At 67.5% G+C, this 24,393-nt stretch carries 26 protein-coding genes; 11 read left to right on the top strand and 15 right to left on the bottom strand.

All coding sequences use genetic code 11. From position 1 onward, the window contains the following. Positions 1–5 precede the first annotated feature (5 nt). Positions 6–962, bottom strand: coding sequence for a class II fructose-bisphosphatase (gene glpX / locus E3O47_RS10695; protein WP_233191397.1), 957 nt, complete (start codon positions 960–962; stop codon positions 6–8). Between the two features lie 219 nt (positions 963–1,181). On the opposite strand from glpX, the gene fbaA reads away from it, so the two are divergent. Both fbaA and E3O47_RS16300 read left to right on the top strand, forming a co-directional pair. Further along, a complete protein-coding gene (gene fbaA, locus E3O47_RS10690; protein WP_104100861.1) occupies positions 1,182–2,207 on the top strand; it encodes a class II fructose-bisphosphate aldolase in 1,026 nt (341 codons plus the stop codon). A 12-nt stretch (positions 2,208–2,219) separates the two neighbouring features. Then, positions 2,220–2,789: a DUF6264 family protein gene (locus E3O47_RS16300; RefSeq protein ID WP_134570296.1), complete on the top strand. Its 570-nt coding sequence runs from the start codon at positions 2,220–2,222 to the stop codon at positions 2,787–2,789. A gap of 102 nt (positions 2,790–2,891) precedes the next feature. Here E3O47_RS16300 and E3O47_RS10680 read toward each other — a convergent pair whose 3' ends face one another. Beyond that, positions 2,892–3,926 (bottom strand): 4-hydroxy-3-methylbut-2-enyl diphosphate reductase, encoded by a 1,035-nt coding sequence (locus E3O47_RS10680; protein WP_104100895.1) that lies wholly within the window; start codon positions 3,924–3,926, stop codon positions 2,892–2,894. 88 nt (positions 3,927–4,014) lie between these two features. Here E3O47_RS10680 and xseA point away from each other — a divergent pair, with 88 nt between their 5' ends. From xseA to E3O47_RS10655, 5 genes are all read left to right on the top strand, one after another. Further along, entirely contained in the window at positions 4,015–5,268 is a 1,254-nt protein-coding gene (gene xseA, locus E3O47_RS10675) for an exodeoxyribonuclease VII large subunit (protein WP_134342320.1), read from the top strand. Beyond that, positions 5,256–5,498, top strand: a complete 243-nt coding sequence (locus E3O47_RS10670) for an exodeoxyribonuclease VII small subunit (RefSeq protein WP_134420463.1) — start codon at positions 5,256–5,258, stop codon at positions 5,496–5,498. Before xseA ends, E3O47_RS10670 begins: the two co-directional genes overlap by 13 nt. Then, complete coding sequence (locus E3O47_RS10665; RefSeq protein ID WP_134401706.1) at positions 5,495–6,154, top strand: DUF4245 domain-containing protein; 660 nt, start codon at positions 5,495–5,497, stop codon at positions 6,152–6,154. Before E3O47_RS10670 ends, E3O47_RS10665 begins: the two co-directional genes overlap by 4 nt. After that, positions 6,154–6,795 carry a carbonic anhydrase gene (locus E3O47_RS10660; RefSeq protein ID WP_104100856.1) on the top strand — a complete coding sequence of 214 codons (642 nt, stop codon included), beginning with the start codon at positions 6,154–6,156 and terminating at the stop codon, positions 6,793–6,795. The genes E3O47_RS10665 and E3O47_RS10660 overlap by 1 nt, the downstream gene beginning before the upstream one ends. An 88-nt stretch (positions 6,796–6,883) precedes the next feature. Continuing rightward, complete coding sequence (locus E3O47_RS10655; protein WP_104100855.1) at positions 6,884–8,299, top strand: class II fumarate hydratase; 1,416 nt, start codon at positions 6,884–6,886, stop codon at positions 8,297–8,299. A 135-nt stretch (positions 8,300–8,434) separates the two neighbouring features. Here E3O47_RS10655 and E3O47_RS10650 read toward each other — a convergent pair whose 3' ends face one another. The 3 genes from E3O47_RS10650 to E3O47_RS10640 form a co-directional block, all read right to left on the bottom strand. Further along, entirely contained in the window at positions 8,435–9,769 is a 1,335-nt protein-coding gene (locus E3O47_RS10650; protein WP_233191395.1) for a PhoH family protein, read from the bottom strand. 199 nt (positions 9,770–9,968) lie between these two features. Further along, complete coding sequence (locus tag E3O47_RS10645) at positions 9,969–11,090, bottom strand: aminotransferase class V-fold PLP-dependent enzyme (protein ID WP_104100853.1); 1,122 nt, start codon at positions 11,088–11,090, stop codon at positions 9,969–9,971. A 9-nt stretch (positions 11,091–11,099) separates the two neighbouring features. Next, complete coding sequence (locus tag E3O47_RS10640; protein WP_104100852.1) at positions 11,100–11,885, bottom strand: isoprenyl transferase; 786 nt, start codon at positions 11,883–11,885, stop codon at positions 11,100–11,102. A gap of 70 nt (positions 11,886–11,955) precedes the next feature. Between E3O47_RS10640 and E3O47_RS10635 the strand changes: the two genes are divergently transcribed. After that, positions 11,956–12,657, top strand: coding sequence for a hemolysin III family protein (locus tag E3O47_RS10635; RefSeq protein ID WP_104100851.1), 702 nt, complete (start codon positions 11,956–11,958; stop codon positions 12,655–12,657). A gap of 4 nt (positions 12,658–12,661) precedes the next feature. On the opposite strand, the gene E3O47_RS10630 is transcribed toward E3O47_RS10635, so the two are convergent. Together E3O47_RS10630 and mca are read right to left on the bottom strand one after the other, a co-directional pair. Further along, positions 12,662–12,922, bottom strand: a complete 261-nt coding sequence (locus E3O47_RS10630; protein WP_233191388.1) for a hypothetical protein — start codon at positions 12,920–12,922, stop codon at positions 12,662–12,664. Beyond that, positions 12,919–13,782 carry a mycothiol conjugate amidase Mca gene (mca, locus tag E3O47_RS10625; protein ID WP_174720221.1) on the bottom strand — a complete coding sequence of 288 codons (864 nt, stop codon included), beginning with the start codon at positions 13,780–13,782 and terminating at the stop codon, positions 12,919–12,921. The genes E3O47_RS10630 and mca overlap by 4 nt, the downstream gene beginning before the upstream one ends. Before the next feature lie 70 nt (positions 13,783–13,852). Here mca and E3O47_RS10620 point away from each other — a divergent pair, with 70 nt between their 5' ends. Together E3O47_RS10620 and greA are read left to right on the top strand one after the other, a co-directional pair. Continuing rightward, positions 13,853–14,254, top strand: a complete 402-nt coding sequence (locus E3O47_RS10620; protein WP_104100850.1) for a DUF4307 domain-containing protein — start codon at positions 13,853–13,855, stop codon at positions 14,252–14,254. Between the two features lie 107 nt (positions 14,255–14,361). Then, positions 14,362–14,853 (top strand): transcription elongation factor GreA, encoded by a 492-nt coding sequence (gene greA / locus E3O47_RS10615; RefSeq protein ID WP_104100849.1) that lies wholly within the window; start codon positions 14,362–14,364, stop codon positions 14,851–14,853. Between the two features lie 195 nt (positions 14,854–15,048). Here greA and ilvA read toward each other — a convergent pair whose 3' ends face one another. From ilvA to E3O47_RS10585, 6 genes are all read right to left on the bottom strand, one after another. Continuing rightward, positions 15,049–16,284, bottom strand: coding sequence for a threonine ammonia-lyase (gene ilvA / locus E3O47_RS10610; RefSeq protein WP_104100848.1), 1,236 nt, complete (start codon positions 16,282–16,284; stop codon positions 15,049–15,051). Further along, on the bottom strand, positions 16,277–17,545 hold the full coding sequence (locus tag E3O47_RS10605; RefSeq protein WP_104100847.1) for an AI-2E family transporter: 1,269 nt from the start codon (positions 17,543–17,545) through the stop codon (positions 16,277–16,279). Before E3O47_RS10605 ends, ilvA begins: the two co-directional genes overlap by 8 nt. Before the next feature lie 82 nt (positions 17,546–17,627). After that, positions 17,628–18,728, bottom strand: coding sequence for an ABC transporter ATP-binding protein (locus tag E3O47_RS10600; protein ID WP_104100846.1), 1,101 nt, complete (start codon positions 18,726–18,728; stop codon positions 17,628–17,630). Then, entirely contained in the window at positions 18,725–19,552 is an 828-nt protein-coding gene (locus E3O47_RS10595; protein ID WP_104100891.1) for an ABC transporter permease subunit, read from the bottom strand. Before E3O47_RS10595 ends, E3O47_RS10600 begins: the two co-directional genes overlap by 4 nt. Next, positions 19,549–20,409, bottom strand: coding sequence for an ABC transporter permease subunit (locus E3O47_RS10590; protein WP_174720222.1), 861 nt, complete (start codon positions 20,407–20,409; stop codon positions 19,549–19,551). Before E3O47_RS10590 ends, E3O47_RS10595 begins: the two co-directional genes overlap by 4 nt. After that, entirely contained in the window at positions 20,399–21,532 is a 1,134-nt protein-coding gene (locus E3O47_RS10585; RefSeq protein ID WP_233191387.1) for an ABC transporter substrate-binding protein, read from the bottom strand. The genes E3O47_RS10590 and E3O47_RS10585 overlap by 11 nt, the downstream gene beginning before the upstream one ends. 160 nt (positions 21,533–21,692) lie before the next feature. On the opposite strand from E3O47_RS10585, the gene E3O47_RS10580 reads away from it, so the two are divergent. Then, positions 21,693–22,892, top strand: a complete 1,200-nt coding sequence (locus E3O47_RS10580; RefSeq protein ID WP_134415456.1) for a crosslink repair DNA glycosylase YcaQ family protein — start codon at positions 21,693–21,695, stop codon at positions 22,890–22,892. Positions 22,893–22,908: 16 nt separating this feature from the next. Here the strand turns inward: E3O47_RS10580 and E3O47_RS10575 are convergent, their stop codons facing one another. Beyond that, complete coding sequence (locus E3O47_RS10575) at positions 22,909–23,796, bottom strand: M48 family metallopeptidase (protein ID WP_104100843.1); 888 nt, start codon at positions 23,794–23,796, stop codon at positions 22,909–22,911. Positions 23,797–23,808: 12 nt separating this feature from the next. Beyond that, positions 23,809–24,375, bottom strand: a complete 567-nt coding sequence (locus tag E3O47_RS10570) for a LemA family protein (protein WP_104100842.1) — start codon at positions 24,373–24,375, stop codon at positions 23,809–23,811. Positions 24,376–24,393: the final 18 nt, after the last annotated feature.

Below are 24,393 nucleotides of genomic sequence, written 5' to 3'. Positions count from 1 at the left end.
AGCGCCTAGAGCCACTTCGAGGCGAGGTGCTCGGCGATCACCCGACGCGTGGTGCCGGACTTCGAGCGCAGCACGATGCTCTCGGTGCGGATGATCGGGCCCTGGCGGCGCACGCCGTCGACGAGTCCGCCATCCGTCACGCCCGTGGCGACGAAGAAGGTGTTGTCGCCGCTGACCATGTCGTCCAGCTCGAGCAGCTTGTCGACGTCGAGGCCGGCCGCGACGGCACCCGCACGCTCGGCGTCGTCCTTCGGTGCCAGGCGTCCCTGCATGTAGCCGCCGATGGCCTTGAGCGCGCAGGCCGTGGTGATGCCTTCCGGGCTGCCACCCGTGCCGACGCACATGTCGATGCGCGTTTCCCAGCGAGCCGCGTTGATGCCGCCGGCGACGTCGCCGTCGCTCATCAGCCGCGTGCCCGCTCCGGCGCTGCGAATGGCGTCGATAAGTTCGGCGTGGCGGGGACGGTCGAGCACGGCGAGGACCATTTCGCCGACTGGCTTGCCCGTCGCCTTCGACAGCTCACGGATGTTGTCGCCGATCGGGGCGTCGAGGCTGACGACTCCGCGCCCGGCGGCGCCCGTGACGATCTTGTCCATGTAGAACACGGATGACGCGTCGAGCATGGTGCCGCGGGAGGAGACCGCGATCACGGAGAGGGCATTCTGGCGTCCGGCGGCGGTGAGGCTGGTGCCGTCGATCGGGTCGACCGCGATGTCGCAGGCGGGTCCGGTTCCGTTGCCGACGCGCTCACCGTTGAAGAGCATCGGGGCTTCGTCTTTCTCACCCTCGCCGATGACGATGAGTCCGTCGAAGTTCACGGTGCCGAGGAAGACGCGCATGGCGTCGACGGCTGCCTTGTCTGCGGCATTCTTGTCGCCGCGGCCGATGAACGGGACCGCACGAATCGCTGCGGCCTCGGTGGCCCGCACCAATTCCATCGCAAGGTTGCGGTCGGGGTGCATGAAATTGGGGGCGACTTCGGGGCTGTTCACAGATGGTCCTTCCCGGACGAAGAGTGCGGCAGTGGCAAGACCCATCTTTGGGCCGGCACCGGTGTCGGTGCTGCCTCGTTCAGCCTAGCGCCCGCTCTTCGTCGCGGGGGCGTTCGCTCGCTGGCACGGCCGGAGACCCACCTCGGTAGGATGAGAAGACCGAAACGGTTCAATCGAGGAGACTCAACAATGCCCATCGCAACCCCAGACCAGTACGCCGAGATGCTCAACAAGGCCAAGACGAAGGGGTTCGCCTACCCGGCGTTCAACGTTTCGTCTTCTCAAAGCATTAATGCCGTTCTTCAGGGCCTGACCGAAGCCGGCTCTGACGGCATCATCCAGGTCACCACTGGTGGCGCAGATTACTTCGCCGGCCACACGGTCAAGAACCGCGCATCCGGTGCGCTCGCGATGGCGCGCTTCGTGCAGTCCGTCGCCGACAATTACCCCATTACCGTTGCGCTCCACACGGACCACTGCCCCAAGGGCGCGCTCGAGGACTTCGTCCTCCCGCTCATCTCCGCTTCCGAAGACGAGGTGAAGGCCGGCCGCAACCCGATCTTCCAGTCGCACATGTGGGACGGCTCCGCAATCCCGCTGGCAGAGAACCTGGACATCGCCAAGGACATCCTGAAGCGCACCCAGGCGATCAACACCATCCTCGAGGTCGAGATCGGCGCCGTCGGCGGCGAAGAAGACGGCGTCGAGGGCGACATCAACGAGAACCTGTACACGACACTCGACGACGCGCTCTCGATGATCGATTCCCTCGGCATGGGCGAGAACGGCCGCTACATGGCTGCCCTCACCTTCGGCAACGTGCACGGCGTGTACAAGCCCGGCAACGTCAAGCTGCGCCCGGAGCTCCTCAAGGAGATCCAGGACGGCGTCGCCGCCAAGCTGGGTACCGGCCCGAAGCCGCTCGACCTGGTCTTCCACGGTGGGTCAGGCTCGACCGACGCCGAGATCGCCGAGGCCGTCGCGAACGGTGTCGTCAAAATGAACATCGACACCGACACCCAGTACGCGTTCACCCGCGCGGTCGCCGGCTACATGCTGAGCAACTATGACAGCGTGCTCAAGGTTGACGGCGAAGTCGGCAACAAGAAGGTCTACGACCCGCGCGCCTGGGGCAAGGTTGCCGAGACGGGCATGGCCGCTCGCGTCGCCGACGCCACCCGCCAGCTCGGCTCCGCCGGCCACTCGAACAGCTAGCACCGGATGACGATGGCCGAGAATTCTTCGTCGACTCCTTCGGGAACCCCTCCGGAGGATTCCCGGCCCCGTCCCCAGTACGGTGAGCTTGCGCCCGAGGGTTGGAGCTGGACTCCCAGCCCGGATGAGCCCACGCTCGCCACACCGCCGGCTCCGGGGCCGTCCGCGGCCCCCGAGCGGGCTGTGCGCCCGGCCGGAACCGCGCCGGCCTGGGACCGGCCGGTGACTATGAGCCTGCTCGTCCTCGGGCTCCTGTCCACGTTCTTCGCGGTCAGCATGCTCACGATGATCACCGAGTCCATTCAGTTGCTCCATACCCAGCTGGATCTCGCCGCGTATGAGCCGGATCCCTCCGCGGCCGGGCTGGTCACGGCCGGGATCATCGGTGTGTCCCTGGTCTGGCTGGCCACGGCGGCAGGCGTGATCCTGTTGCTGGTCCGAGGCAAGCGCGCGTTCTACGTGCCGCTGATCGGTGTGGTCCTGTCCGCGTTCGTGTTCATCGCCTTCACCACCGCGGTTTTGGCCACCGACCCGACGCTGCTCAACGACCCGAACCTGATGGACGTCTACGGCCAGCTGTAGACGACGCCATTCTGCCGGGTCCGGCGTGCACGAAGGCCCCCGTCGGTCAGATCCTGGATCTGATCGACGGGGGCCTTCGTGGTGAACGCGGCTGGCCGGTTCCTAGCTGCTGACCCGTCCGCCGAGACCGCGGGCATCCGCGTTGCCGGCCAGGTCATTGCGCAGTTCCTTCGGCAGCGAGAACAGCAGGTCCTCCTCGGCCGTCTTGATCTCTTCGATGTCGCCGTAGCCGGCCTCGGCCAGATCGGCGAGCACCTCGTGCACGAGTTCGTCGGGCACGGATGCCCCGCTGGTCACGCCCACGGTGACAACCCCGTCGAGCCACTCCTGCTGGATCTCGCTGGCGAAGTCCACGCGGTAGGCAGCCCGAGCACCGTACTCCAGCGCCACCTCGACCAGTCGCACCGAGTTGGACGAGTTCGCCGAGCCGACCACAATGACGAGGTCCGAATCACGGGCCACCTTCTTGATCGCCACCTGGCGATTCTGGGTGGCGTAGCAGATGTCGTCGCTGGGGGGATCCTGCAGATTTGGAAAACGGGCACGCAGGCGACGCACGGTTTCCATGGTCTCGTCCACGCTCAGCGTGGTCTGGGACAGCCAGACCACCTTGTCGGGGTCGCGCACCTCGATGGTGTCGGCGTCGTCAGGGCTCCCGACGAGCGTGGTGTGCTCGGGTGCCTCCCCCGCGGTTCCCTCGACCTCTTCGTGGCCTTCGTGGCCGATCAGCAGGATCTGGAAGTCGTCCCGGGCGAAGCGCACGGCCTCACGGTGCACCTTCGTGACCAGTGGGCAGGTGGCGTCGATTGCCAGCAGGCCGCGGTCCGCCGCCGCAGTGACGACGGCCGGTGACACGCCGTGGGCGCTGAAAACGATGTGGGAGCCGGTGGGCACCTCGTCTACTTCCTCGACGAAGATCGCCCCCTTCTTCTCCAGCTCGGAGACCACGTGGATGTTGTGCACGATCTGCTTGCGCACATACACGGGGGAGCCATACAGTTCGAGGGCCTTCTCGACGGCGATGACGGCACGGTCCACGCCGGCGCAGTATCCTCGCGGGGCGGCCAGCAGCACCCGTTTGCGTCCGAGCACCGGGGTATCCTTGAGCCTGTTGCGTGCGCGGGGAATCCGTGGCATGCCAAGGCCGATCACAGGCGAATCCGTACTGATAGTCACCTCCTCATCTTATGGGGGCCGACTGTGCAGTCCGTGGGAGGAACGATTGATGACGGACGCACCACCCACCCTCGAGGCCCCCTGGCCGGTCGGGCTGCTGGCCAACAAGATCCGCGGCTACATCGAGCGCCTCGGCACGGCCTGGGTCGAGGGCGAGATCACCCAGTGGGGCGCCAGCGGCGGCAACGTTTACGGCAAGCTCAAGGACCTCACCGAAGACGCCACGGTCGGCTTCACGATCTGGTCGTCGGTGCGCGCGAAGCTGACCAACGACTTCAAGCAGGGCGACCGGGTCATCGCCCTCGTCAAACCCAACTACTGGGTCAAGGGTGGCACTCTCACCATGCAGATGCTCGAGATGCGCCACGTGGGCCTCGGCGACATGCTGGAACGGCTCGAACGACTGCGCAATCGGCTGGCCGGCGAGGGTCTGTTCGACGCGTCCCGCAAGAAGCCGCTGCCCTTCCTCCCCCATTGCATCGGCCTGGTCACCGGCAAAGACTCCGACGCTGAGAAAGACGTCATCCGCAACGCCCAGCTGCGCTGGCCGGCCGTCACTTTCGACCTGGCCTACGCCGCCGTGCAGGGTGATCGCATGGTGTCCGAGGTGACCGCGGCCATCCAGCGGCTGGACGCCGACCCGGAGGTCGACGTGATCATCGTCGCCCGCGGCGGCGGCGACTTCCAGAACCTGCTCGGCTTCAGCGACGAGACGCTGATCCGGGCTGCGGCGGCCTGCACGACCCCGCTGGTCAGCGCGATCGGCCACGAGGCCGACCGGCCGCTGCTCGACGACGTGGCCGACCTTCGCGCGTCGACGCCGACGGATGCCGCCAAACGCGTCGTGCCGGACGTCTCCGACGAACTCAACCGGGTACAGCAGGCCCGGGCCCGCCTCAGCAACCGGCTGACCGGTATCCTCGCGCACGAGGTCGACCGGATCGGTCAGCTTCGCTCACGCCCGGTGTTGAGCACCCCCGAGTGGATCATCGATTCCCGATCCGAGGACCTCACCCGCTACGTCGCCCGCGGCGCCGAGCTAATCGACCGGGCGGTCGAGCGGGCCGGAGCGGTGATCGTCGACCTGCGTTCCCAGTTGCGCGCCCTCTCCCCCCAGGGCACCCTCGACCGCGGCTACTCGATCGTGCAGTTGCAGGGCGGCCAGGTGGTGCGCTCGCCCGGGCAGGCACCGTCGCAAACGAAACTCCTGATCACGCTCGCCGAGGGCGCTCTGGCGGCCACCGCGGACGTGGCAACCTCCGACCCGACACCGTCGAATGAGAAATTAGAATGGACACCATGACCTCGGCACCAGACGAAATCAACGCACTGAGCTACGAACAGGGCCGGGATGAACTCGTGCGCGTGGTGAACGCCCTCGAGCAGGGAGCCTCGTCGCTGGAGGAATCGCTCGCGCTGTGGGAACGAGGTGAGGCTCTCGCCCGCCGCTGCGAAGAGTGGCTGATCGGCGCGAAAGCCAGGCTGGATGCCGCCAGGGCAGGCCAGGTCGACTCCGCCGCGACAGCCGGATGAGCCCCGCCAAGCGCGCGCCCCGAATCGTCGCAGAGCTGGGTCGCCCGGAGACGCCGGATGAAACCCGCACCCGGCTGGCCGAGAACTCCCGCAAGTACCGCTCCCACAAGACCGTGAACAATCTGGTCCTGTCCCTGCTGGCCACACTGGGCACAGTCCTGGTGCTCGTGCTGCTGGTGCCGCGCAGCGACGCCCCGCAGAACCGCGACGTCGATTTCGCCGCCGTCGCCGCGCAGGTGCAACCCGGCCTCACCGATCCCCTGCTGGTTCCGGAGTTGCCGAGTGGGTGGACGGCCAACGCCGCGCAGTGGCGCCTGGGCGGAAGCGACAAGATCCCGTCCTGGTACATCGGTCTGATCACGGCCAAGACCGAGTTCATCGGCCTCACCCAAGCGCTCGGCGCCAACCCGAGCTGGCTCGCCGACGAGCTGCAGGATGCTCCGGTCGCCGGCACCGTCATGATCGCCGGAGTCACCTGGGACGTCTACCGCAACACCGCACCGGAAGATGACCGCGGCAATTTCGAATCCGCTTTGGTGACCACGGCCGGCGACAGTACCTACCTCCTCGTCGGCACCGCCGATGACGAGGAACTCGCCGTCCTGGCCGCAGTGCTGGCCGAACAGATCAGTGCCAACAGCACCGAGGGACAGTAATGGGCGAGGCAGCAACACCGGCAGACGTCTGGACCGACCTGCAGCGCGGAAACGACCGCTTCGTGAGCGGCGAGCCGCGGCATCCGCGGCAGGATGTGGACCGCCGAGCCGAACTCGCCTTCGTACAGACCCCCGACGCGGCCCTGTTCGGCTGCAGCGACTCGCGGCTGGCCGCCGAGATCATCTTCGACAAGGGCCTCGGCGACCTCTTCGTCGTGCGCAATGCCGGTCAGGTCATCTCCGATTCGGTGCTCGGCTCACTCGAATACGCGGTCGCCGTGCTGCGTGTGCCGCTCATCCTGGTGCTCGGCCACGACGGCTGCGGGGCCGTGCGCGCCGCCATCGATTCCCAGGCCGCCGACGCGCAACCTCTGCCCGCGCACATCAGCCGGATCATCGAGAAGATCGTGCCGGCCGTCCGCCGGGTGGCGGAGTCCAAGGATGCGACGTCGATCGATCCCGAGCTGGTCGACGCCCTCGCCGTCGGCCGCGAACACCTTCGCGACACGGTGTCCGAACTGCTCGAGCGCTCTGAGATGATCAGGGCGGCCGTGGCAGAAGGTACATTGGCTATCGTCGGGGCGAACTACCGGCTGCTCGAAGGCCGTGCCGTACCCGACATCGTTGTCGGCGTGGTTTAGCCGAGCAGCCCGCCTGCGGCGAGCCGCCCAGGCCGTCGCCGCGCGTTCCCGTACCGAAGAGATTCCCAACCGAAAGGTAATACACACCGTGGTGGACAAGACCGCTGAAGCCGAGTACCGGATCGAACACGACACGATGGGCGAGGTCCGGGTTCCGGTCGCCGCCCTCTACGGGGCGCAGACGCAGCGGGCCGTCGAGAATTTCCCGATCTCCGGCTCGGTACTGGAGCCCGCCCAGATCGCCGCCCTGGCACGCATCAAAAAGTCCGCCGCCCTGGCGAACGCGAAACTAGGGGTACTCGATGTCGACATCGCCAACGCGATCGCCGCCGCCGCCGACGAGGTCTCCACCGGTCGCTACGACTCCGAGTTCCCGATCGACGTCTACCAAACCGGCAGCGGCACCTCCTCGAACATGAACATGAACGAGGTCCTCGCGACCCTGGCGACCCGCAGCCTCGGGCGCCCGGTGCACCCGAACGACCACGTGAACGCGTCTCAGTCCTCCAACGACGTGTTCCCGACATCCGTGCACCTCGCCGTGACGAGCGCGCTCATCGACGAGCTCGTCCCCGCACTCGACCACCTGGCTGTGGCCTTAGAGGCCAAGGCCGAGCTGTGGGCCGGCGCGGTCAAGGCCGGCCGCACCCACCTGATGGATGCCACCCCGGTCACCCTCGGCCAGGAGTTCGGCGGATACGCGCGGCAGATGCGCCTCGGCATCGAGCGCGTGCGCACCGCGCTTCCCCGCGTCGCGGAGGTCCCCCTCGGCGGCACTGCGGTCGGAACCGGCATCAACACGCCCGCAGGGTTCCCGCAGCTCGTGATCGAGCTGCTCGTCGAGGAGACCGAACTGCCGGTCACCGAGGCACGCGACCACTTCGAGGCGCAGGCCAACCGGGACGGCCTGGTGGACGCATCCGGCGCCCTTCGCACCATCGCGGTGAGCCTCACCAAGATCTGCAATGACCTGCGCTGGATGGGCTCGGGACCCAACACGGGCTTCGGAGAGCTGAACATCCCCGACCTGCAGCCGGGCTCCTCGATCATGCCGGGCAAGGTGAACCCGGTGATCCCCGAGGCCGTGCTGATGGTCTGCTCCCGCGTGATCGGCAACGACGCCACCATCGCCTGGTCGGGCGCGTCGGGCTCGTTCGAGCTCAACGTCGCGATCCCGGTGATGGGCACCGCCCTGCTCGAGTCGATCCGCCTGCTCTCGAACGCGGCCCGCGTGCTCGCCGACAAGACCGTCGACGGCCTCACAGCGAATGTCGAGCGCGCGCGCGCGCTGGCCGAGTCCTCCCCCGCCATCGTCACTCCTCTAAACCGGGTCATCGGCTACGAGGCCGCGGCCAAGGTGGCAAAGTACTCGGTGGCCGAAGGGGTGACCGTGCGCGATTCCGTCATCGCGCTCGGTTTCGTTGAGCGCGGCGAGGTCACCCTCGAACTGCTCGACACCGCCCTCGACGTGCTGAGCATGACCCGCCCGCCTCAGGCGAAGTAGCCCCGCACTTTCTCACTTGCGCAGCTCCTTGTCCGTTCAGCGCTCACCAATTCGACGGAGATTTTGCTCCCAGTTGCCTGTTTTCGTACCGAAAGCGGCTTCTGGGGCAAAATCTCCGTCGAATTCGTCAGGGCGCTAGCGCACCTCGTTGCCCTCGAGCATCTCGGTCACGAGGGCGGCGATCGCGCTCCGCTCCGAGCGGGTGAGCGTCATGTGGGCGAAGAGCGGATGTCCCTTGAGCGTCTCGATCACCGACGCCACCCCGTCGAAGCGGCCGACCCGCAGGTTGTCCCGCTGCGCCACATCGTGGGTGAGGACCACCCGCGAGTTCTGCCCGATCCGGCTGAGCACCGTGAGTAGCACGTTGCGTTCGAGCGACTGAGCCTCATCGACGATCACGAAAGCGTCGTGCAGGGACCGGCCGCGGATGTGCGTCAGCGGCAGGACTTCGAGGATGCCGCGCTCGATGACCTCCTCCAGAACGTTCTCGGAGACGATGGCCCCGAGTGTGTCGAAGACCGCCTGGGCCCACGGGCTCATCTTCTCGGCGGCGTCGCCGGGCAGGTACCCCAGCTCCTGGCCGCCGACCGCGTAGAGCGGTCGGAAGACCATGATCTTGCGGTGCTGCTGGCGTTCCAGCACGGCCTCGAGCCCGGCGCAGAGGGCGAGCGCCGACTTCCCCGTGCCGGCCCGACCTCCCAGTGACAGGATACCGATCTCCGGGTCGAGCAGCAGGTCGATGGCGAGCCGCTGCTCCGCCGAGCGTCCCTTCAGCCCGAAGACGTCCCGGTCGCCGCGCACGAGCTTCATCGCGCCGTTGCCGGTCACCCGGCCGAGCGCCGAACCGCGGTCGGAGTGGATGACCAGGCCCGTGTTCACGGGCATGTCCTGCACGAGACGGGTGTGCACGACCTCCTTGTCGTAGAGCTCGTCGATCAGGTTCGAGCCCAAGGTGATCTCGTCGATGCCGGTCCAGCCGGAATCCACGGCAAGTTCATGACGGTACTCTTCTGCGGTGAGGCCGAGCGAGGCCGCCTTGACCCGCAGGGGCAGGTCCTTGGAGACGACGGTCACATTCAAGCCGTCGTGGGCGAGATTCAGGGCCACGGCCAGGATGCGGGAGTCGTTGTCACCGAGTTGCAGTCCGGACGGAAGCACCGACATGTTCGAGTGGTTGAGCTCCACGCGGAGGCTGCCGCCGTCACCGACCGGGATCGGGAAGTCCAACCGTTCGTGCTTCACCCGCAGTTCGTCAAGGAACCGCAGTGACTGGCGAGCGAAGTAGCCGATCTCCGGGTCGTTGCGTTTGGCCTCGAGCTCCGCAATCACCACGACGGGGAGCACGACGGCGTGCTCCGCGAAACGGAAGATCGCTTTGGGATCGGAGAGCAGAACCGAGGTGTCAAGAACGTACGTGCATTCGGTCTGCCCCGTCGCCGACGCGCTCTGGTTAGAACCCTTGTTATCGATCTGATTAGCGGTCACAACCACTCCCACCCCGTGCCCCGTGAGGCACAGATTGTGTTGGCGAGCGGCCACAGGGTTCTCGAGCCGTACTTATGTGGCCGTCTCGATCAGGCGCCATACCTGATAAGCATGACGCTACTTACCCGCACGCTCCAGGGGAAGAGCGACACGCCCATTCGAAACAATGTTCACCGAGCCGTCGTCAGTAGGTCACGGCGGTCGCATACGAGGTGAACGCCCCGCGCAGCATGTCGACCGTGTCCGGGCTGAGCGCAGCATGGGTGCTCAGCCGCACGGTCCCGCTGCGGGTCGTCGCCGTCACCCCGTGGTTGTGCAGCGCGATGCTCAGCAGCGTGAGCTGGCTCGCCGGTGGCTCGAGCACCAGGATGCCGGCCCGCTCCCGGTCGTCTCGGGAGGAAACCACGGGCACAGCGAACTCGTCCGCCAGATCGATCAGAAGCGACACGTTCACGGCGATCGCATCTTCAATGGCACGGATACCGACCTCGGCCACCTCCTCGAGGGCGGCCGCGAACCGGGCCTGGGCGATGGCGTCGCCATTGCTCACCCGGAACGCGTTTGCGCTGCGGCTCGGCGGCAATACTTCGTCCCACGGCTCGGGGACGTCGGTGCCGGCGAAACCGGAGAACACGGGGACCAGGCGTTCCACCGCACGGTCGCTGAGAGCCAGGAACCCGGTGCCCCAGCCGGCCCTGGACCATTTCTGCCCGCCCGACGCGACGACGTCTGCCACCTCGTAGGGGACATCCACTGCGCCGAAACCCTGGATGGCGTCGACGATGAGCAAACGGTCGCCGATAACCTGACGGATGCCCTCGAGGTCCACGCGATGGCCGGTGCGGGAATCGACGAGGCAGACCGCCACTGCGGCAGTGGCCGGGGTGAGCTGCTCCCGGATCTGACCAGGGGTGACGCGGCCGTGGTCGGTCGCCAGCCAGAGCGGGGTGACCACCTGCAGCGCCTCCGCGGCGCGCACGGCCGCGAACGGGACCGTGGGAAAGTCGCCCGACGACAGCAGCACCGCCCCCGTCAGGCCGAACATGGCCTGCATCACGCCGGTGGTGGTGTTGGGCTCGGAAACGACCTGGTCGGCGCGGAATCCGGTCGCTCGGGCCACGGCGGTGCGCAGCCGCTCGTCCTGGGCTTGGAAGTGGTCCAGGCTGCCGAACCGGGCCCGCGAGAGCACCTCGGTCTGGCCGAGGGTTTCGGCGACCACACCCGCCGACAGCGGGCCGATCCGGGCATAGTCGAGGTAACCGGGTTCCGCGATGAACCCGTCAAGGAACCGTTCGAGAGCCGTCATGAGGTGCCCCTACCCTCCGAAGCGGCGCTGGCGCCGGGCAAAATCGCGCAGGGCGCGCAGAAAATCGACCTGGCGGAGGTCAGGCCCGAGCGCCTCCACGAAGTAAAACTCGCTGTGTGCGCTCTGCCAGAGCATGAAATCGCTGATGCGCTGCTCCCCCGACGTGCGGATGACCAGGTCCGGATCGGGCTGGCCGCCCGTGTACAGGTGCGCGCCGATCAGATCCGGGGTCAGCGTCTCCGCAAGGTCCTCGAGCACGCCGCCGCTGGCAAGGTGCGCTCCCACGATGCTGCGCATTGCGTCGGTGATCTCGGTGCGCCCGCCGTAGCCGACGGCAAGGTTGACGTGCAGCCCCTTCTTGCGGGCCGTGCGCGCTTCCGCGGCGTTCAGTGCGGCCACCAGCGGCTCGGGCAGTCCGGTCTTCGAGCCGACCTGCTGCACCCGCCAGTCGCGGTACCGGGACAACTCCTCCGCGAGCTTGGCGATGATCTTCGTCAGCTCCGCGAGTTCTTCGCTGGGCCGGTTGGTGAGATTGTCGGACGACAACAGGTAGAGCGTGACGACGGAGATGCCGAGGTCGTCACACCACTTGAGGAACTCCCGCATCTTGGCGGCACCGGCCCGATGCCCGTGGGCGGCGGAGTCGAACCCGAGCTGTTTGGCCCAGCGCCGGTTGCCGTCGATGATCATGGCGACGTGGTTTGGAAGCACATCCGGCGTCAGCCCGCGACGAAGCCGACGCTGATAAACCCCGTAGAGAATGCCGCGCGCCCAAGGAACTTCCCGTTTCTGCACACAGTTACGCTAGCCCACTCGGGAGCGTCGCGTACCGCGCGCGGCATGCACACTGTCCTATTCTTGCAGCATGGCCTCAGCGGATGACATCCCCAACCTGCCGTTGTTCGAGGACGACCTGCCCCCGCAGGTGGACGTCAAGCCCACCTGGCGAGGATGGATCCACGCCGGCACGTTCCCGGTCACGATCGTGACCGGGATCGTGCTGCTCCTGTCGGCCGAGGGCAGCGCGGCCCGGTGGAGTTCGCTCGTGTTCGTGCTCAGCTCGATGCTGCTGTTCGGCAATTCGGCGCTATACCACCGGTTCGACTGGAGTCCGCGCACGAAGGTCATCCTCAAACGGATCGACCACGCCAACATCTTCCTGCTGATCGCGGGCTCTTACACGCCCATCGCCGTGCTGGCCCTGCCGCCCGCCAAGTCCACGCTGCTTCTGTCGCTGGTCTGGGGCGGCGCCATCCTCGGAATCGCGTTCCGAGTGTTCTGGATCCACGCCCCACGCTGGCTCTACGTTCCGCTGTACCTGGCACTCGGCTGGGGAGCGCTGATGTTCATCGTGGACTTCTTCCAGGCCAACGCAGCGATGATGACACTGATCATGGTCGGCGGGCTCTGCTACTCGGTCGGCGCCGTCATCTACGGCATGAAGCGGCCGAACCCGCTGCCGGGCGTATTCGGCTTCCACGAGATCTTCCATACCCTGACCGTGGTGGCCTTCCTCTGCCACTGGGCGGCGATCATGATCATCGCGACGAACCCGATCCACCCGTAGTTCGCTAGTCCTTGTCGGCGATTCCGGCCTCTGCGGCCTTCTGTGCGGCCATCTCCGCCTGCAGACGTTCCTGAATCTCGGCGCGGTAGGTGTTGCGGCGCACTCGGCGGGCCATGTCCATCGCCAGCAGCACCGCTCCCACGGCGACCAGAGCAATCGCCACAAAGCCTTCCGGGCCCGGCGTCACCGTGTTCGGGTCGAACTCCGGCGGTGGGGTGGCGGCCAAGACGATGCTCACGAGGGGAGCCAGGATCAGGCCGCTCACGAGTCGTCCCGGATTCCGGTGAAGAGGTCGGATTCAGGTATCACGGTGTCCACTTTCGATTCGACGAGCTGGAAGTCTTCATAGGGCCACGCCTCGCGGATGAGGTCGTTCGGCCAGAAGAAGAAACTGCTGGTGGGAGCAACCTGACTCGCGTGGGCTCGAAGCGCCGCGTCCCGCACCTCGAGGAAGTCACCGACGGGCACATGGGTCGTGGCCAGCTTCGGGTAGTCTTTCATCCATTCCCTGGCCGCTCCGAGCGGCTCCAGCAGGGGCGAGTCCGGCTCCGTGACGCTCAGTTCCAGGAACATGGCGTCGACGCGTTCAAGGTTGAAAATCCGATCGTAATAGAGCTTCTCGACCTGCCAGGGCTCACCGGCATCCGGGTACCGGGTCGGGTCGGCGGCCGCACGGTAGGCCTCCATCGACACGTCGTGGCAGCGGATGTGGTCGGGATGCGGGTAGCCGCCCTTCTCGTCGTAGGTCACCAGGACCTGCGGCCGAAATTCGCGGATCAGCCGGACGACCGGTTCGGCGGAGATCGCCACCGGGATGTCCGCGAACGAGTTCCGGGGCACCGAACCGTCTTCGTTCATGCCGGAGTCCTCGTAGCCGAGCCAGCGGTGCTGCACGCCGAGGGCCCGCTGGGCCTCGGCCATTTCCAGACGGCGCAGTCCCGGCAGGTCCCGCTCGGCCAGCGGATGGCCGAGCAGAGCCTCATTCAGGATGCTCCCCCGCTCGCCGCCCGTGCAGCTCAGGATCATCACTTCGACGCCGAGACGCCGGTAGTGGGCATAGGTCGCAGCGCCCTTGCTCGACTCGTCGTCGGGATGGGCGTGCACCGCCAAGAGTCGCAGCGCCATGAAACTCCTCAGAAATGCCAGATAACCTTGGTACCAAGACTAATCGTTGATCCGTGAGTGTGGAGTCTGAGTGGCCCTGAGCAGCAACCTCGACACCCGGTACGGGCGCGCCCCGAACCGGGGCACGAGAGACCGCCGCGTTCTGTTCGTCTCAGCCGGCTCCCTCGCGGCAATCCTCCTGGGCTTCGTGGTCTGGGTGGGACTGGGGGCATCGCAGCCTTTGATCGAGACCCGGGACATCCGTCACAGCATCATCGACGAGAACACTGTGAGCGTCACGTTCGAGGCGTCCATCCCGGTCGGCCGCACCGCCAGCTGCGCGGTTCAGGCGCTCAACGAGAGTTTCACGGTGGTTGGCTGGAAAGTCGTCGACCTGCCCGCGAGCATCGTGTATTCGCGGTCGACGACGACGGATGTGCGCACCACCGAGCAGAGCAACACCGGATTGATTTACCGCTGCTGGCTGACCTAGACTGATGACTTCGCCCTGACGTGATCGTCGGGGCGTCCGTTGTATATCTGCGGGTTCACCCGCACGGGCATCGAACGAGCACGAACAAGCATGAGGAGATTCCACCCATGACTACCGAAACCACGGTCACCTGGCTGACGCAGGAGGCCCACGACCGCCTCGCCGCGGAGCTGGACACGCTCAGCACCGTCGGGCGCGTCGAGATCGCGAAGAAGATCGAATCGGCTCGCGAGGAGGGCGACCTCAAGGAGAACTCGGGCTACCACGCGGCCAAGGATGAGCAGGGGAAGATGGAGGCCCGCATCCGCACCCTCGTTCTACTGCTGCGCAACGCCGAGGTCGGCCATGCGCCGAAAAGCCGGGGCGTCGTCGAGCCGGGAACCGTGATCACGGCCACGATCGCCGGCGATGAGACCCGCTTCCTGATCGGCAGCCGCGAGATCGCCGGGGACAGCGACCTCGACGTCTTCAGCGAGCAGAGCCCGCTCGGCACCGCGATCATCGGCCTCGCCGTCGGAGCGACGACGTCGTACGTGACGCCCACCGGCAAGGAAATCGCCGTCGAGATCTTCCTCGTGGAGACCTGGACCGGCGACTAGCCGCACCGGTCCCCCGCTCGCGCCGCGCCCCGCCTGGCTCCCGTCGTCGAACCGATTCGACGGAGATTTTGCGGAAAATGCGAGTTCTCGGGGCTTCTGGAGCCGATCCGGGCAGAATCTCCGTCGAATTCGTTAGAGGCACGGCACCGTCACGAGCGTCAAACCCACGACGCACGATTCGTCGAAGCTCCCCCGCTAGTCGATCTGCGGGTCGTATCCGGCCGCACGCAACACATCCACGACGAGCTGGCGGTGGTCGGGCCCGCGAGTCTCGACGCTGACGTTGAGTTCGACCTCGCTGATCTGAAGCCCCACACCGTGCCGCGTGTGGAGAACCTCGATCACGTTGGCGTGCGCCTCGGCGAGCAGCTCCGAGATGCGGGCCAGCTGCCCGGGACGGTCGGGCAGCATGATGCGCAACGTGAGATAGCGGCCGGATGCCGAGAGACCATGGCTGATCACGCGCTGCATCAGCAGCGGGTCGATGTTTCCCCCGCTGAGGATCGCGACCGTCGGGCCGGTCGCGGTGACCTTGCCTGCGAGGATCGCCGCCACGGCGACCGCGCCGGCCGGCTCGACCACGAGCTTGGCGCGCTCGAGCAGCACCAGGAGGGCACGAGCCGTGTCATCCTCGGTGACGGTGACGACCTCATCGACGGCATCACGCACGATCTCAAAATTGAGCAGGCCCGGTTTGGCCACCGCGATGCCGTCGGCGATGGTCGGCATGATCTGGATCTCCAGCACCCGGCCGGCCTCGAGGGACGGAGGGTAAGCGGCCGCGTTGGCGGCCTGCACCCCGATCACCCGGATCTGGCGGCCGTCCCGGCGCGCGCGCTGCTTGAGCACGCTGGCGACACCGGAGATGAGGCCGCCGCCGCCGATCGGAACGATCACGGTGGCGAGGTCGGGAACCTGGTCGAGGATCTCCAGACCCACGGTGCCCTGGCCGGTGACGACATCCGCGTGGTCGAACGGCGGGATCAGGATGGCGCCGGTCTCGGCGGCCCACTCCGCGGCCGCGAGCAGCGGCTCGGCCACCGTATTGCCGCGCAGGATGACGTGCGCGCCGTAGTCGCGGGTTGCCTGCAGCTTGGGCAGGGCGACGCCCACGGGCATGAAGATCGTGGCCTGGATGCCGAGCTCCCGCGCCGCGAAGGCGACGCCCTGGGCGTGGTTGCCGGCCGAGGCGGCCACGACGCCGCGGGTCTTCTCTTCGTCGGTGAGCTTGGACATCCGGTTGTACGCGCCGCGGATCTTGTAGGACCCGGTGCGCTGCAGGTTCTCGCACTTGAGGAGGACCGGCGCGCCGAGGAGCTCCGAGAGGTAGCGGGACGTTTCCATCGGGGTGACGGCGGCGACCCGACCGACGATGTCCCGGGCGGACTCGAAATCGGCCAGGGTCGGTCCGACGAGCGAGACATTAGTCATGGGAGGCACTTTTCTCGAGGCGGTATGCCGGTCGGCGGAAACCGGGGCGTTGCGGGACGGTCTGCCACAACGAGGAGGCGAAGACGGGTGCCGAGGCGGTCTGCTCGGATCGCCACGCCCCGCTGTTGATGTAGCTGATCATGACGTTGAGTACGGCAGCGATCGGCACGGCGAAGAGGGCGCCGGCGATGCCCGCGAGCAGGGCGCCGGCCGCCACCACGAGAACGACACCCAGTGGATGCACCTTGACCGCCGTACCCATAATCAGGGGCTGTAGCACGTGACCCTCGATCTGCTGCACCAGCAGCACAACGCCGAGCATCAGCAAAGCCACCACCCAGTCGTTGAAGATCAGGGCGATCACGACCGCCACCGCGCCCGTGGCCACGGCGCCGACGATGGGGATGAACGAGCCGAGGAAAACGAGCACGCCGATCGGGATGGCGAGCGGAACCCCCAGCAGTGCGGCCCCGACCCCGATGCCGATCGCGTCGATGGACGCCACCAGGATCTGCACCCTGGCGAAGTTCCCCAGCGTGGTCCAGCCGGCCACCCCCGCGCCATCGATGGCCGCGCGCGCGCCATGGGGGAACAGGCGCACGATCCAGGACCAGATGCCCTTGCCATCGATCAGGATGAACAGCAGGCTGAACAGCGCCAGAAGGAAACCTGTCACCAGGTGGCCGAGCGAGGACCCCACGGAGAGCGCCCCAGAGACGAAAACCTGGCTGTCCGCCTGAATGGCGTCCCAGGCCTGGCCGAGGAACGCGTTGAGCTCCGGTTCGGTCAGCTGCAGCGGCGACGCCAGGAGAACGGCCTTGAGGCTCTCGTAGGAGGCGGCGAGCCTCTCGTTCAGGCCGACCGTGCCGATGGCGATCTGCTTCACGGCCAGCGTGATCAGTCCGCCGAGGATCGCGAAGGTATTGATCAGAGCGACCACGACCGCGAGAGCCTTGGGAAATCGGTGTCGCACCAGGAATCCGACGAAGGGCACGAGCAGTGCCGACACCAGCACGGCCACGAGCAGCGGGATGACGATCAACCGGAGCTGGATGACGATGAAGATGAAAACAGCAAGTGCGCCGGCGAGCGCGAGCAGGCGCCAGGACCAGGCGGCGGCGAGTCGGATGCCGGCCGGCAGGTTCTCGTCGACTCCGTAGCCGTGCGAGGGCGGGAGCTCGACCAGGATCGGGGGTACGGTGCGGCGGCGTCCGAACACGCCGAAGAAGCCGCTGCGGGCGGGTTTTCCGTCGGTTTCCATCACGGCATCAGTCTAGGCAATCACACGTGCCGTCTCCGGTATGGGCCAAAGGTGCTCGCTGCCTCAGGCCCCGGACCGGTCACTACGCCGGAGAGGGGAGCGGGTCGACCGAGACGGGCGCGCCCGTGAACCGCACCAGGACCCGGTCCCCGGCCGACGGATGCAGCCGCGCGCCGTGCTGCACGACGAGCGACGCGCCGTCGTCCAGGCGCACCCTCGTGCGCCGGAGCGAGCCGTGGAAACTCGACGAGAGCACGACCCCTGGTGCCCCCGCAGCGCCGAATTCGAGGTCTTCCGGCCGCACGGAGACGGACACAGCGCCATCCGCCTGCGAGGGGTCGAGTAGCGGCAGAGAGGCACCGTGAACCCGCGCGAACCCGTGGCGCACCACGCCGACCAGTCGATTGCTGAGCCCCACAAAGTCCGCGATGAACGACGAGGCCGGCCGGGTGTAGAGCTCTTCCGGTGCTCCGACCTGCTCGATGGAACCCGCCCGCATCACGGCGACGCGGTCGGCCACGGCGAGCGCCTCGTCCTGGTCGTGCGTGACAAACAGGGTCGTGATGCCCAGTTCGGTCTGGATGCGCCGGATCTCCTCGCGCAGCACCACCCGAACCTGGGCGTCAAGGGCCGACAACGGCTCGTCGAGCAGGAGAACCCGGGGCTCGGTGACGAGGGCGCGCGCCAGCGCCACCCGTTGCTGCTGACCGCCGGAGAGCTGGTGCGCGAAGCGGTCGTAGTGGGCGTCGAGCCCGACCAGGGCGAGGGCCGCGGCCGCTCGGGCGCGCCGTTCCTCGCCGCGGACCTTCCGCATGCGCAGGCCGAACTCGACGTTCTCGCCCGCGCTGAGGTGCGGGAACAGCGAGTAGGACTGGAACACCATGCCCAGGTCGCGCCGGCTCGTCGGCAGTGTCGACACGTCGGCTCCGTCGATCAGGATGCTTCCGGCATCCGTGGATTCGAGCCCGGCCAATACCCGCAGCGCGGTGGTCTTGCCACTACCGCTCGGGCCGAGCAGGGCGACGAACTCGCCCGCGTGCAGGGTGAGATCGAAGCCGGCCAGGGCACGGTGGCCGGTGAAGTCCTTCACCACGCCCGCGAAGCGCACCGAGGCTCCCGCCGGAGCGGTCGCCACCGAACGGTCCCGGTTCTGATTCTGGGTCCGAAGCTGGTTCTGGTTCATAGCTGACCTCCGGTGGTGGGCCGTCGCCGGCTGCCGGCGCGAACCGTGCCGAGACGCCCGATGACGAGCAAGAGCAGAAATGCGAAGGTGAGTGCGAGCAGAGACAGGATGACGGCCGTGTAGGGGTCGGCCTTGCTCACGACAACGAGCGCGGTCTGCAGGGTGATGCGGTTGAGCAGGGAGGCGATCGTGAATTCGCCGAGCACGACTGCGACCGAGATGAACGCGCCGGCGAGGATGCCGCGGCGCAGGTTCGGGATCAGTACCCGCACGAGCACGCTCACCCAGCCCGCGCCGAGCGTGCGGGCCGCCTCACTGAGCGTGCACACGTCGACGCCGTCGAGGTTCGTCTGGATGGCCCGGTAGGCGAACGGGAGCACCGTGATGCCGTAGGCGAACGCGAGGGTCCACACGCCGCTGCCAAGCAGGCGGGCGAGCACCGAGTACACCGGGGCCAGGCCGACCACGAGGACGATGGCCGGGATGCTGATGGGCAGGATGCAGACGAACTCCATCACGCGGCGCAGGCGGGGAAACCGCAGGTGCACCAGCAGCAAGGTCGGCACCAGCAGCAGGAGAACGATCGAGACGGTGCCCACGGCCAGCCCGACCGAGTTCCCGAGCGCGACGAGAACCGAACGGTACGGGCCGGCGAAGCCACCCTGGAACAGGGCCGTCCAGCGGGAGAGGTCGTGGCCGCCGGCGAGGCCGCGGCGCAAGGTGAACTCCACCATGGCGACGATGGGGATGGCGAAGAGGAGGCCGATGCTGCCGAGGATGAGGCCGCGCGCCAGCCGGGTGGGGGTGTGCGCCACCGCCTTCATCGCTGCCACCGGGCCGCCCGTGCCTGCAACGCCGAGTAGCCGGACATGACGACGAACATCACCAGGATCATGCCGAGCGCCAACGCCCCGGCGAGATTCTCCCGGCCGAGCAGGGTTTCACTGGTCAGGGCCGAGCGGATCTGCAGCGGAACGATCTGCGATCCCTGGCTGGTGAGCGCGGCGGCGGTCGCATAGGAGGAGAACGCGTTGGCGAAGAGCAGCAGCAGGCTGCCGAGAAACGAGGGCGCCAGCACCGGGAACGCGATCCGGAACCAGTAGGTGGCCCGGTTGCCGCCGAGGGTTGCGTTGGCCTCGGCCCAGTGCGGGTTGAGTGCCTGCAGCGCGGGCAGGAAGGTGATGATCATCAGGGGAACTTGAAAGTAGATGTAGGGCAGCACGAGGCCGGGGAGTTCGTAGAGCCATACCCCGTCGGCGAAGATGTCGACGCCGAAGGTGTCGCGCAGGATCACGGTGACCAGACCCTGGATGCCGATAGTCGCCACGAACGCGAAGGCCAGCATGACGCCGCCGAACTGGGCGAGCACGCCGCTGAGGGAGTCCACGACGGCGCGGAGGGGGCCGTTCTCGCGCGCGCCGAGCAAGCCGTAGCAGGCAAGGGCACCGACGATCGCACCCACAACGGCGGTGAGTGCCGACAGTCCGAATGACGCGGCGAAGGCGTCTCTCACGACCGGGTTGCCCAGCGCGGCCACAGTGTCGAGCGTGAACACCCCGGACTCGTCGACGAAGCCGCTTCCGACTGCGATCAGGGTAGGCACGAGCAGGAAGAGCACCACATATGCCGCGAACGGCAACAGCCCGAAGGCTGCCGCCGTGCCGCGCCGGCTACCGGACAGCTGCGGCCCACTTCGCGCCGAGGAGCGCGGCCCCCGCGGCGCTCTCCGCCTCGGAGGGGACGACCGTCTCGGCCGGGGCCGCAGGGAGTGCGGCGAAGAGCGCGGCGTCGATGGTGCCGGCCGCCGCCATCGCCTCGGCGCGCACGGGGCGGGCGCCACCGGAGAGCCAGAGGTTCTGGCCCTCGTCGCTGTAGAGGAATTCCTGCCAGAGCCTGGCTGCGGCCGGGTTCGGGGCATCCTTGTTCACGGCCTGGTTGTAGTAGCCGGCGTACCCGGTTCCCGGAAAGACGACGACCTCCCAGTTGCGCTCGCCCGCCAGACTCGTGCCGTAGCCCACGTTGAGGTAGTCCCAGTCGAAGACCACCGGGGTCTCACCCGACGCGATGGTCGCCGAAGTCGGGTCGATCTTGACGAAGTTGCCGGCCTGGTTGAGCTCGTCGAAGAAGTCGATGCCGGCCTGGAAGTCACTCACATCGCTCCCGCTCTGCACGGTGGCCAGCCCGACAGCGGCGAACGCAGCCCCGGCCTGTGTCGGGTCGCCGTTGATCGCGACCTTGCCCGTGTACTCGGCGCCGAGCAGGTCACGCAGCTCGGTCGGCGCGGGAACGGCGTCGGGGTCGTAGCCGACCGCCAGGTAGCCGCCGTAGTCGCCCGTGTACAGCCCGGAGGCCTCCTTGAGCGCATCCGGGATTTCGGCCCATGCCGCCACCTGATAGGGCGCGAAGCGATCGGTGCTGGACAGCGCCACCGCGAGGCCCAGGTCGAATACGTCGGGGGCAGTGTCCTGCCCGGCGAGGTTGTCCGCGGCCAGGATCTCCTCGGCGCTGGACGCGTCCGGCGAGGCCTCGGTGATGGTGATCTCCGGGTACTTCTCGGAAAATGCGTCGAGCACGGCGCCGTAGTTGGCCCAGTCCCGCGGCAGGGCGATCACGTTCAGGGCGCCTTCGGCCCGGGCCGCGTCCTCGAGGGCGGCCAGGTCGCCGAAGGCGGAGAGGCTGGTCGCGGAGGCGGCATCGACCCCCGTGGTGCCGGGACCGGCATCCGCGGCACCGGAGCAGGCGGACAGGCTCAGGGCGAGGGCGGTGGCCGTGGCCAGGGCGGCCAGGATGCGGGTGGTGAACAAGTTTCCTCCGTCGGACCGGTGTCGGCCGCCGCGCGAGAACGCGGACGTGTGGAGCCGGGTAGCCGGTAAAAGCGAGGCTAGGAGCAGCCGTCGACCGTGAGGGGGTGCGCCGCTGAACATCGGGTGAATGCCGTCTGAAGCGTGCCACTAGGGTCGGAGAGTGGTGCAGACGATCTCCCCAGCCCTTGCCCGCCGGATCGCGCTCGGCGCGCAGGGCTTCGGCCGCCCGCCGTCAGTGACGCCGGGCATCCGTCAACTGGATGCCCTGGTGAACCGGCTCGGGCTGCTGCAGATCGACTCCGTGAACGTGTTCGAGCGCAGCCACTATATGCCGGCGTTCAGCCGACTCGGCGCCTACGACAAGGCGCAGCTGGACCGGCTGACCTCGGGCCGCGAATCCCGGTTCACCGAGTACTGGGCGCACGAGGCATCGTTCCTGCCGCGCGACGCCTGGCCGCTCTTCGGCTGGCGGATGCGCGAATTCCGGACCCGGTCGGCAACCGAGGCGTGGGCTCAGGGCAACCGGCCGATGCTCGACTGGCTGCTCGCCGAGCTTGCCGCCAACGGTCCCCTGCGCGCGAGCGCCATCGAGCACGACGCGAACCGCCGCCGCGGCCCGTGGTGGGGCTGGTCGGACGTGAAGACCGGGTTGGAGACCCTGTTCCGCTGGGGCGACGTGGCGATCTCGGGCCGGGAACGGTTCGAGCGGGTCTACGGGCTGCCGGAGCAGGTGTTCCCGCGGGAGTTGCGGGAGCGCACGATCGGCCGGGACGACGCGCACCGCGAGCTGGTGAGTCGCTCGGCGCGAGCGCACGGAATCGGCACGGGGAAGGACTTCGCCGACTACTTCCGGTTGCGCGGCCCGGCGACCCTGGCGGCCATCCACGACCTCGAGGATGCCGGCGAGCTCATCCCGGTCGAGGTGCCGGGCTGGGGTGCGGGCGGCGCATCGGGGGGCGCCTGGTTGCACCGCGACGCGCGGCTCCCGCGCCGGGTGGATGCCGCGACCCTGCTGTCGCCGTTCGACCCGGTCGTCTGGGAACGGGCGCGCGCGTTGCGCCTGTTCGGGTTCCACTACCGGATCGAGATCTACACGCCCGAACCGAAGCGGGTGTTCGGGTACTACTGCCTGCCCGTGCTGCTCGGAGACACGATCGTGGGCCGGGTCGACTTGAAGAACGACCGGCAGGCGCAGGTGCTGCGGGTGCGCGCGGCCTGGGTGGAGCCGGGCGCGCCGTCGGACACGGCCGGGCGTCTCTCATCTGTTCTCAAGGAGGCCGCCGCCTGGCAGGGCCTGCCACAGATCGAGGTGGAACGGCGCGGCAATCTCGCCGAGGCGTTGGCCGCCGAGCTGCGTTAGCGGCCGTCGAAGCAGGTCAGAACTTGCGGCCCATCGTGTGCAGGCGCTCGACGCGCTCGGCGATCGGCGGGTGCGTGGCGAAGAGCTTGTCCATCACGCCGGGCTTGAGCGGGTCGGCGATCCAGAGGTGGGCCATCGAGGTATTCTGCTTCTTCATCGGGCGCCCGAAGGCCTCGAGCTTGCCGAGTGCGCTGGCCAGGGCGTCCGGATGCCGCGTGGTCAGGGCGGCCGTCGCATCCGCCAGGTATTCGCGCTGCCTCGACACCGCAAGCTGCACGATCGTGGCGATCAGGGGCGCCACGAGCATGGCGACGAGACCGACCACCATGATGACGGGGCTGCCATTGTTTTTGCTGTTCCGGCCGAAGAACGCCATTCGAAGGAAGATGTCCGAGATGAACCCGACGGCGACGACGAGGCCGAACACGACCATCGACAGGCGGATGTCGTAGTTGCGCACGTGGCCGAGCTCGTGCGCCATGACGCCCTCGAGCTCGGAGTCGGTCATGATCTCCAGCAGGCCGGTGGTGGCCGCGACGATCGCGTGTTCCGGGTCGCGCCCGGTGGCGAAGGCGTTCGGCGCCGGGTCGTTGATGACATAGATCGCGGGCATCGGCGTGCCGGTGGTGATCGAGAGGTTCTCGACGATGTTCCAGAGCCTCGGATTCTCCGATTGATTGGTGATGCGGATGCCGCCGCTCATCGCGATCGCCTGGCGACCGGCCACGAAGTACTGCACCACGGCATACCCCGTGGCGAAGACGACCGTGAAGATCAGGATGCTGTAGTCACCGGGCGTGCTATAGACCGCGTTGGCGAGCCAGCCGAGACCCGCGATGATGGCGATGAACAGGATGATGATGAAGACGGTGTTGCGCTTGTTGCGCGCAATTGCGCTGTACATGGAAGCCGTCCGCTAGAACTGAACGCGAGGCGGCTCCGCGATGGCGGCGGAGTCGGACACCTCGAAAAAGTCTCGCTGGGTGAACCCGAGGTTGCGGGCGATGAGGTTGTTGGGGAAGACCTGGATCTTCGTGTTCAGTTCCCGAACGCCGCCGTTATAGAACCGGCGTGAGGCCTGGATTTTGTCCTCCGTGTCGACAAGCTCGCCCTGCAACTGCAGGTAGTTCTGGCTGGCTTGCAGCTGCGGGTACGCCTCCGCTACGGCGAAGATGCTGCGCAGCGCGGTCTGCATGTGGTTCTCGGCGGCGGCGGCCTCGGCCGGACCCTGCGCGTTGAGCGACTCGGCCCGTGCCTTCGTGACGTTCTCGAAAACGGCCCGCTCGTGTGCCGCGTAGCCCTTGACCGTCTCGATCAGGTTCGGGATCAGGTCGGCCCGGCGCTTCAACTGAACGGTGATATCACTCCATGCCTCGTCCACGCGCACTTTGAGGGTGACGAGAGAGTTGTACGTGGCCCAGAGGTAAATCCCAATGATGACGACGAGTGCAACAACGATGAGGACCGGGATGAGCCATTCCATGGCAGCTTCTCCTTGAGG

It is taken from the genome of Cryobacterium sp. TMT2-17-1 (genome assembly GCF_004402765.1).
In the GTDB taxonomy this organism is placed as follows: domain Bacteria; phylum Actinomycetota; class Actinomycetes; order Actinomycetales; family Microbacteriaceae; genus Cryobacterium; species Cryobacterium sandaracinum.
The sequence above is the reverse complement of the archived record's forward strand: the minus strand, read 5'-3'. Positions and strand labels throughout refer to the sequence as shown.

Coding starts and splice junctions, on each gene's coding strand:
- glpX (WP_233191397.1), bottom strand. CDS start 962: ATGCACCCCGACCGCAACCTTGCGATGGAATTGGTGCGGGCCACCGAG.
- fbaA (WP_104100861.1), top strand. CDS start 1,182: ATGCCCATCGCAACCCCAGACCAGTACGCCGAGATGCTCAACAAGGCC.
- E3O47_RS16300 (WP_134570296.1), top strand. CDS start 2,220: ATGGCCGAGAATTCTTCGTCGACTCCTTCGGGAACCCCTCCGGAGGAT.
- E3O47_RS10680 (WP_104100895.1), bottom strand. CDS start 3,926: ATGCCACGGATTCCCCGCGCACGCAACAGGCTCAAGGATACCCCGGTG.
- xseA (WP_134342320.1), top strand. CDS start 4,015: ATGACGGACGCACCACCCACCCTCGAGGCCCCCTGGCCGGTCGGGCTG.
- E3O47_RS10670 (WP_134420463.1), top strand. CDS start 5,256: ATGGACACCATGACCTCGGCACCAGACGAAATCAACGCACTGAGCTAC.
- E3O47_RS10665 (WP_134401706.1), top strand. CDS start 5,495: ATGAGCCCCGCCAAGCGCGCGCCCCGAATCGTCGCAGAGCTGGGTCGC.
- E3O47_RS10660 (WP_104100856.1), top strand. CDS start 6,154: ATGGGCGAGGCAGCAACACCGGCAGACGTCTGGACCGACCTGCAGCGC.
- E3O47_RS10645 (WP_104100853.1), bottom strand. CDS start 11,090: ATGACGGCTCTCGAACGGTTCCTTGACGGGTTCATCGCGGAACCCGGT.
- E3O47_RS10635 (WP_104100851.1), top strand. CDS start 11,956: ATGGCCTCAGCGGATGACATCCCCAACCTGCCGTTGTTCGAGGACGAC.
- mca (WP_174720221.1), bottom strand. CDS start 13,782: ATGGCGCTGCGACTCTTGGCGGTGCACGCCCATCCCGACGACGAGTCG.
- greA (WP_104100849.1), top strand. CDS start 14,362: ATGACTACCGAAACCACGGTCACCTGGCTGACGCAGGAGGCCCACGAC.
- ilvA (WP_104100848.1), bottom strand. CDS start 16,284: ATGACTAATGTCTCGCTCGTCGGACCGACCCTGGCCGATTTCGAGTCC.
- E3O47_RS10605 (WP_104100847.1), bottom strand. CDS start 17,545: ATGGAAACCGACGGAAAACCCGCCCGCAGCGGCTTCTTCGGCGTGTTC.
- E3O47_RS10600 (WP_104100846.1), bottom strand. CDS start 18,728: ATGAACCAGAACCAGCTTCGGACCCAGAATCAGAACCGGGACCGTTCG.
- E3O47_RS10595 (WP_104100891.1), bottom strand. CDS start 19,552: ATGAAGGCGGTGGCGCACACCCCCACCCGGCTGGCGCGCGGCCTCATC.
- E3O47_RS10575 (WP_104100843.1), bottom strand. CDS start 23,796: ATGTACAGCGCAATTGCGCGCAACAAGCGCAACACCGTCTTCATCATC.
- E3O47_RS10570 (WP_104100842.1), bottom strand. CDS start 24,375: ATGGAATGGCTCATCCCGGTCCTCATCGTTGTTGCACTCGTCGTCATC.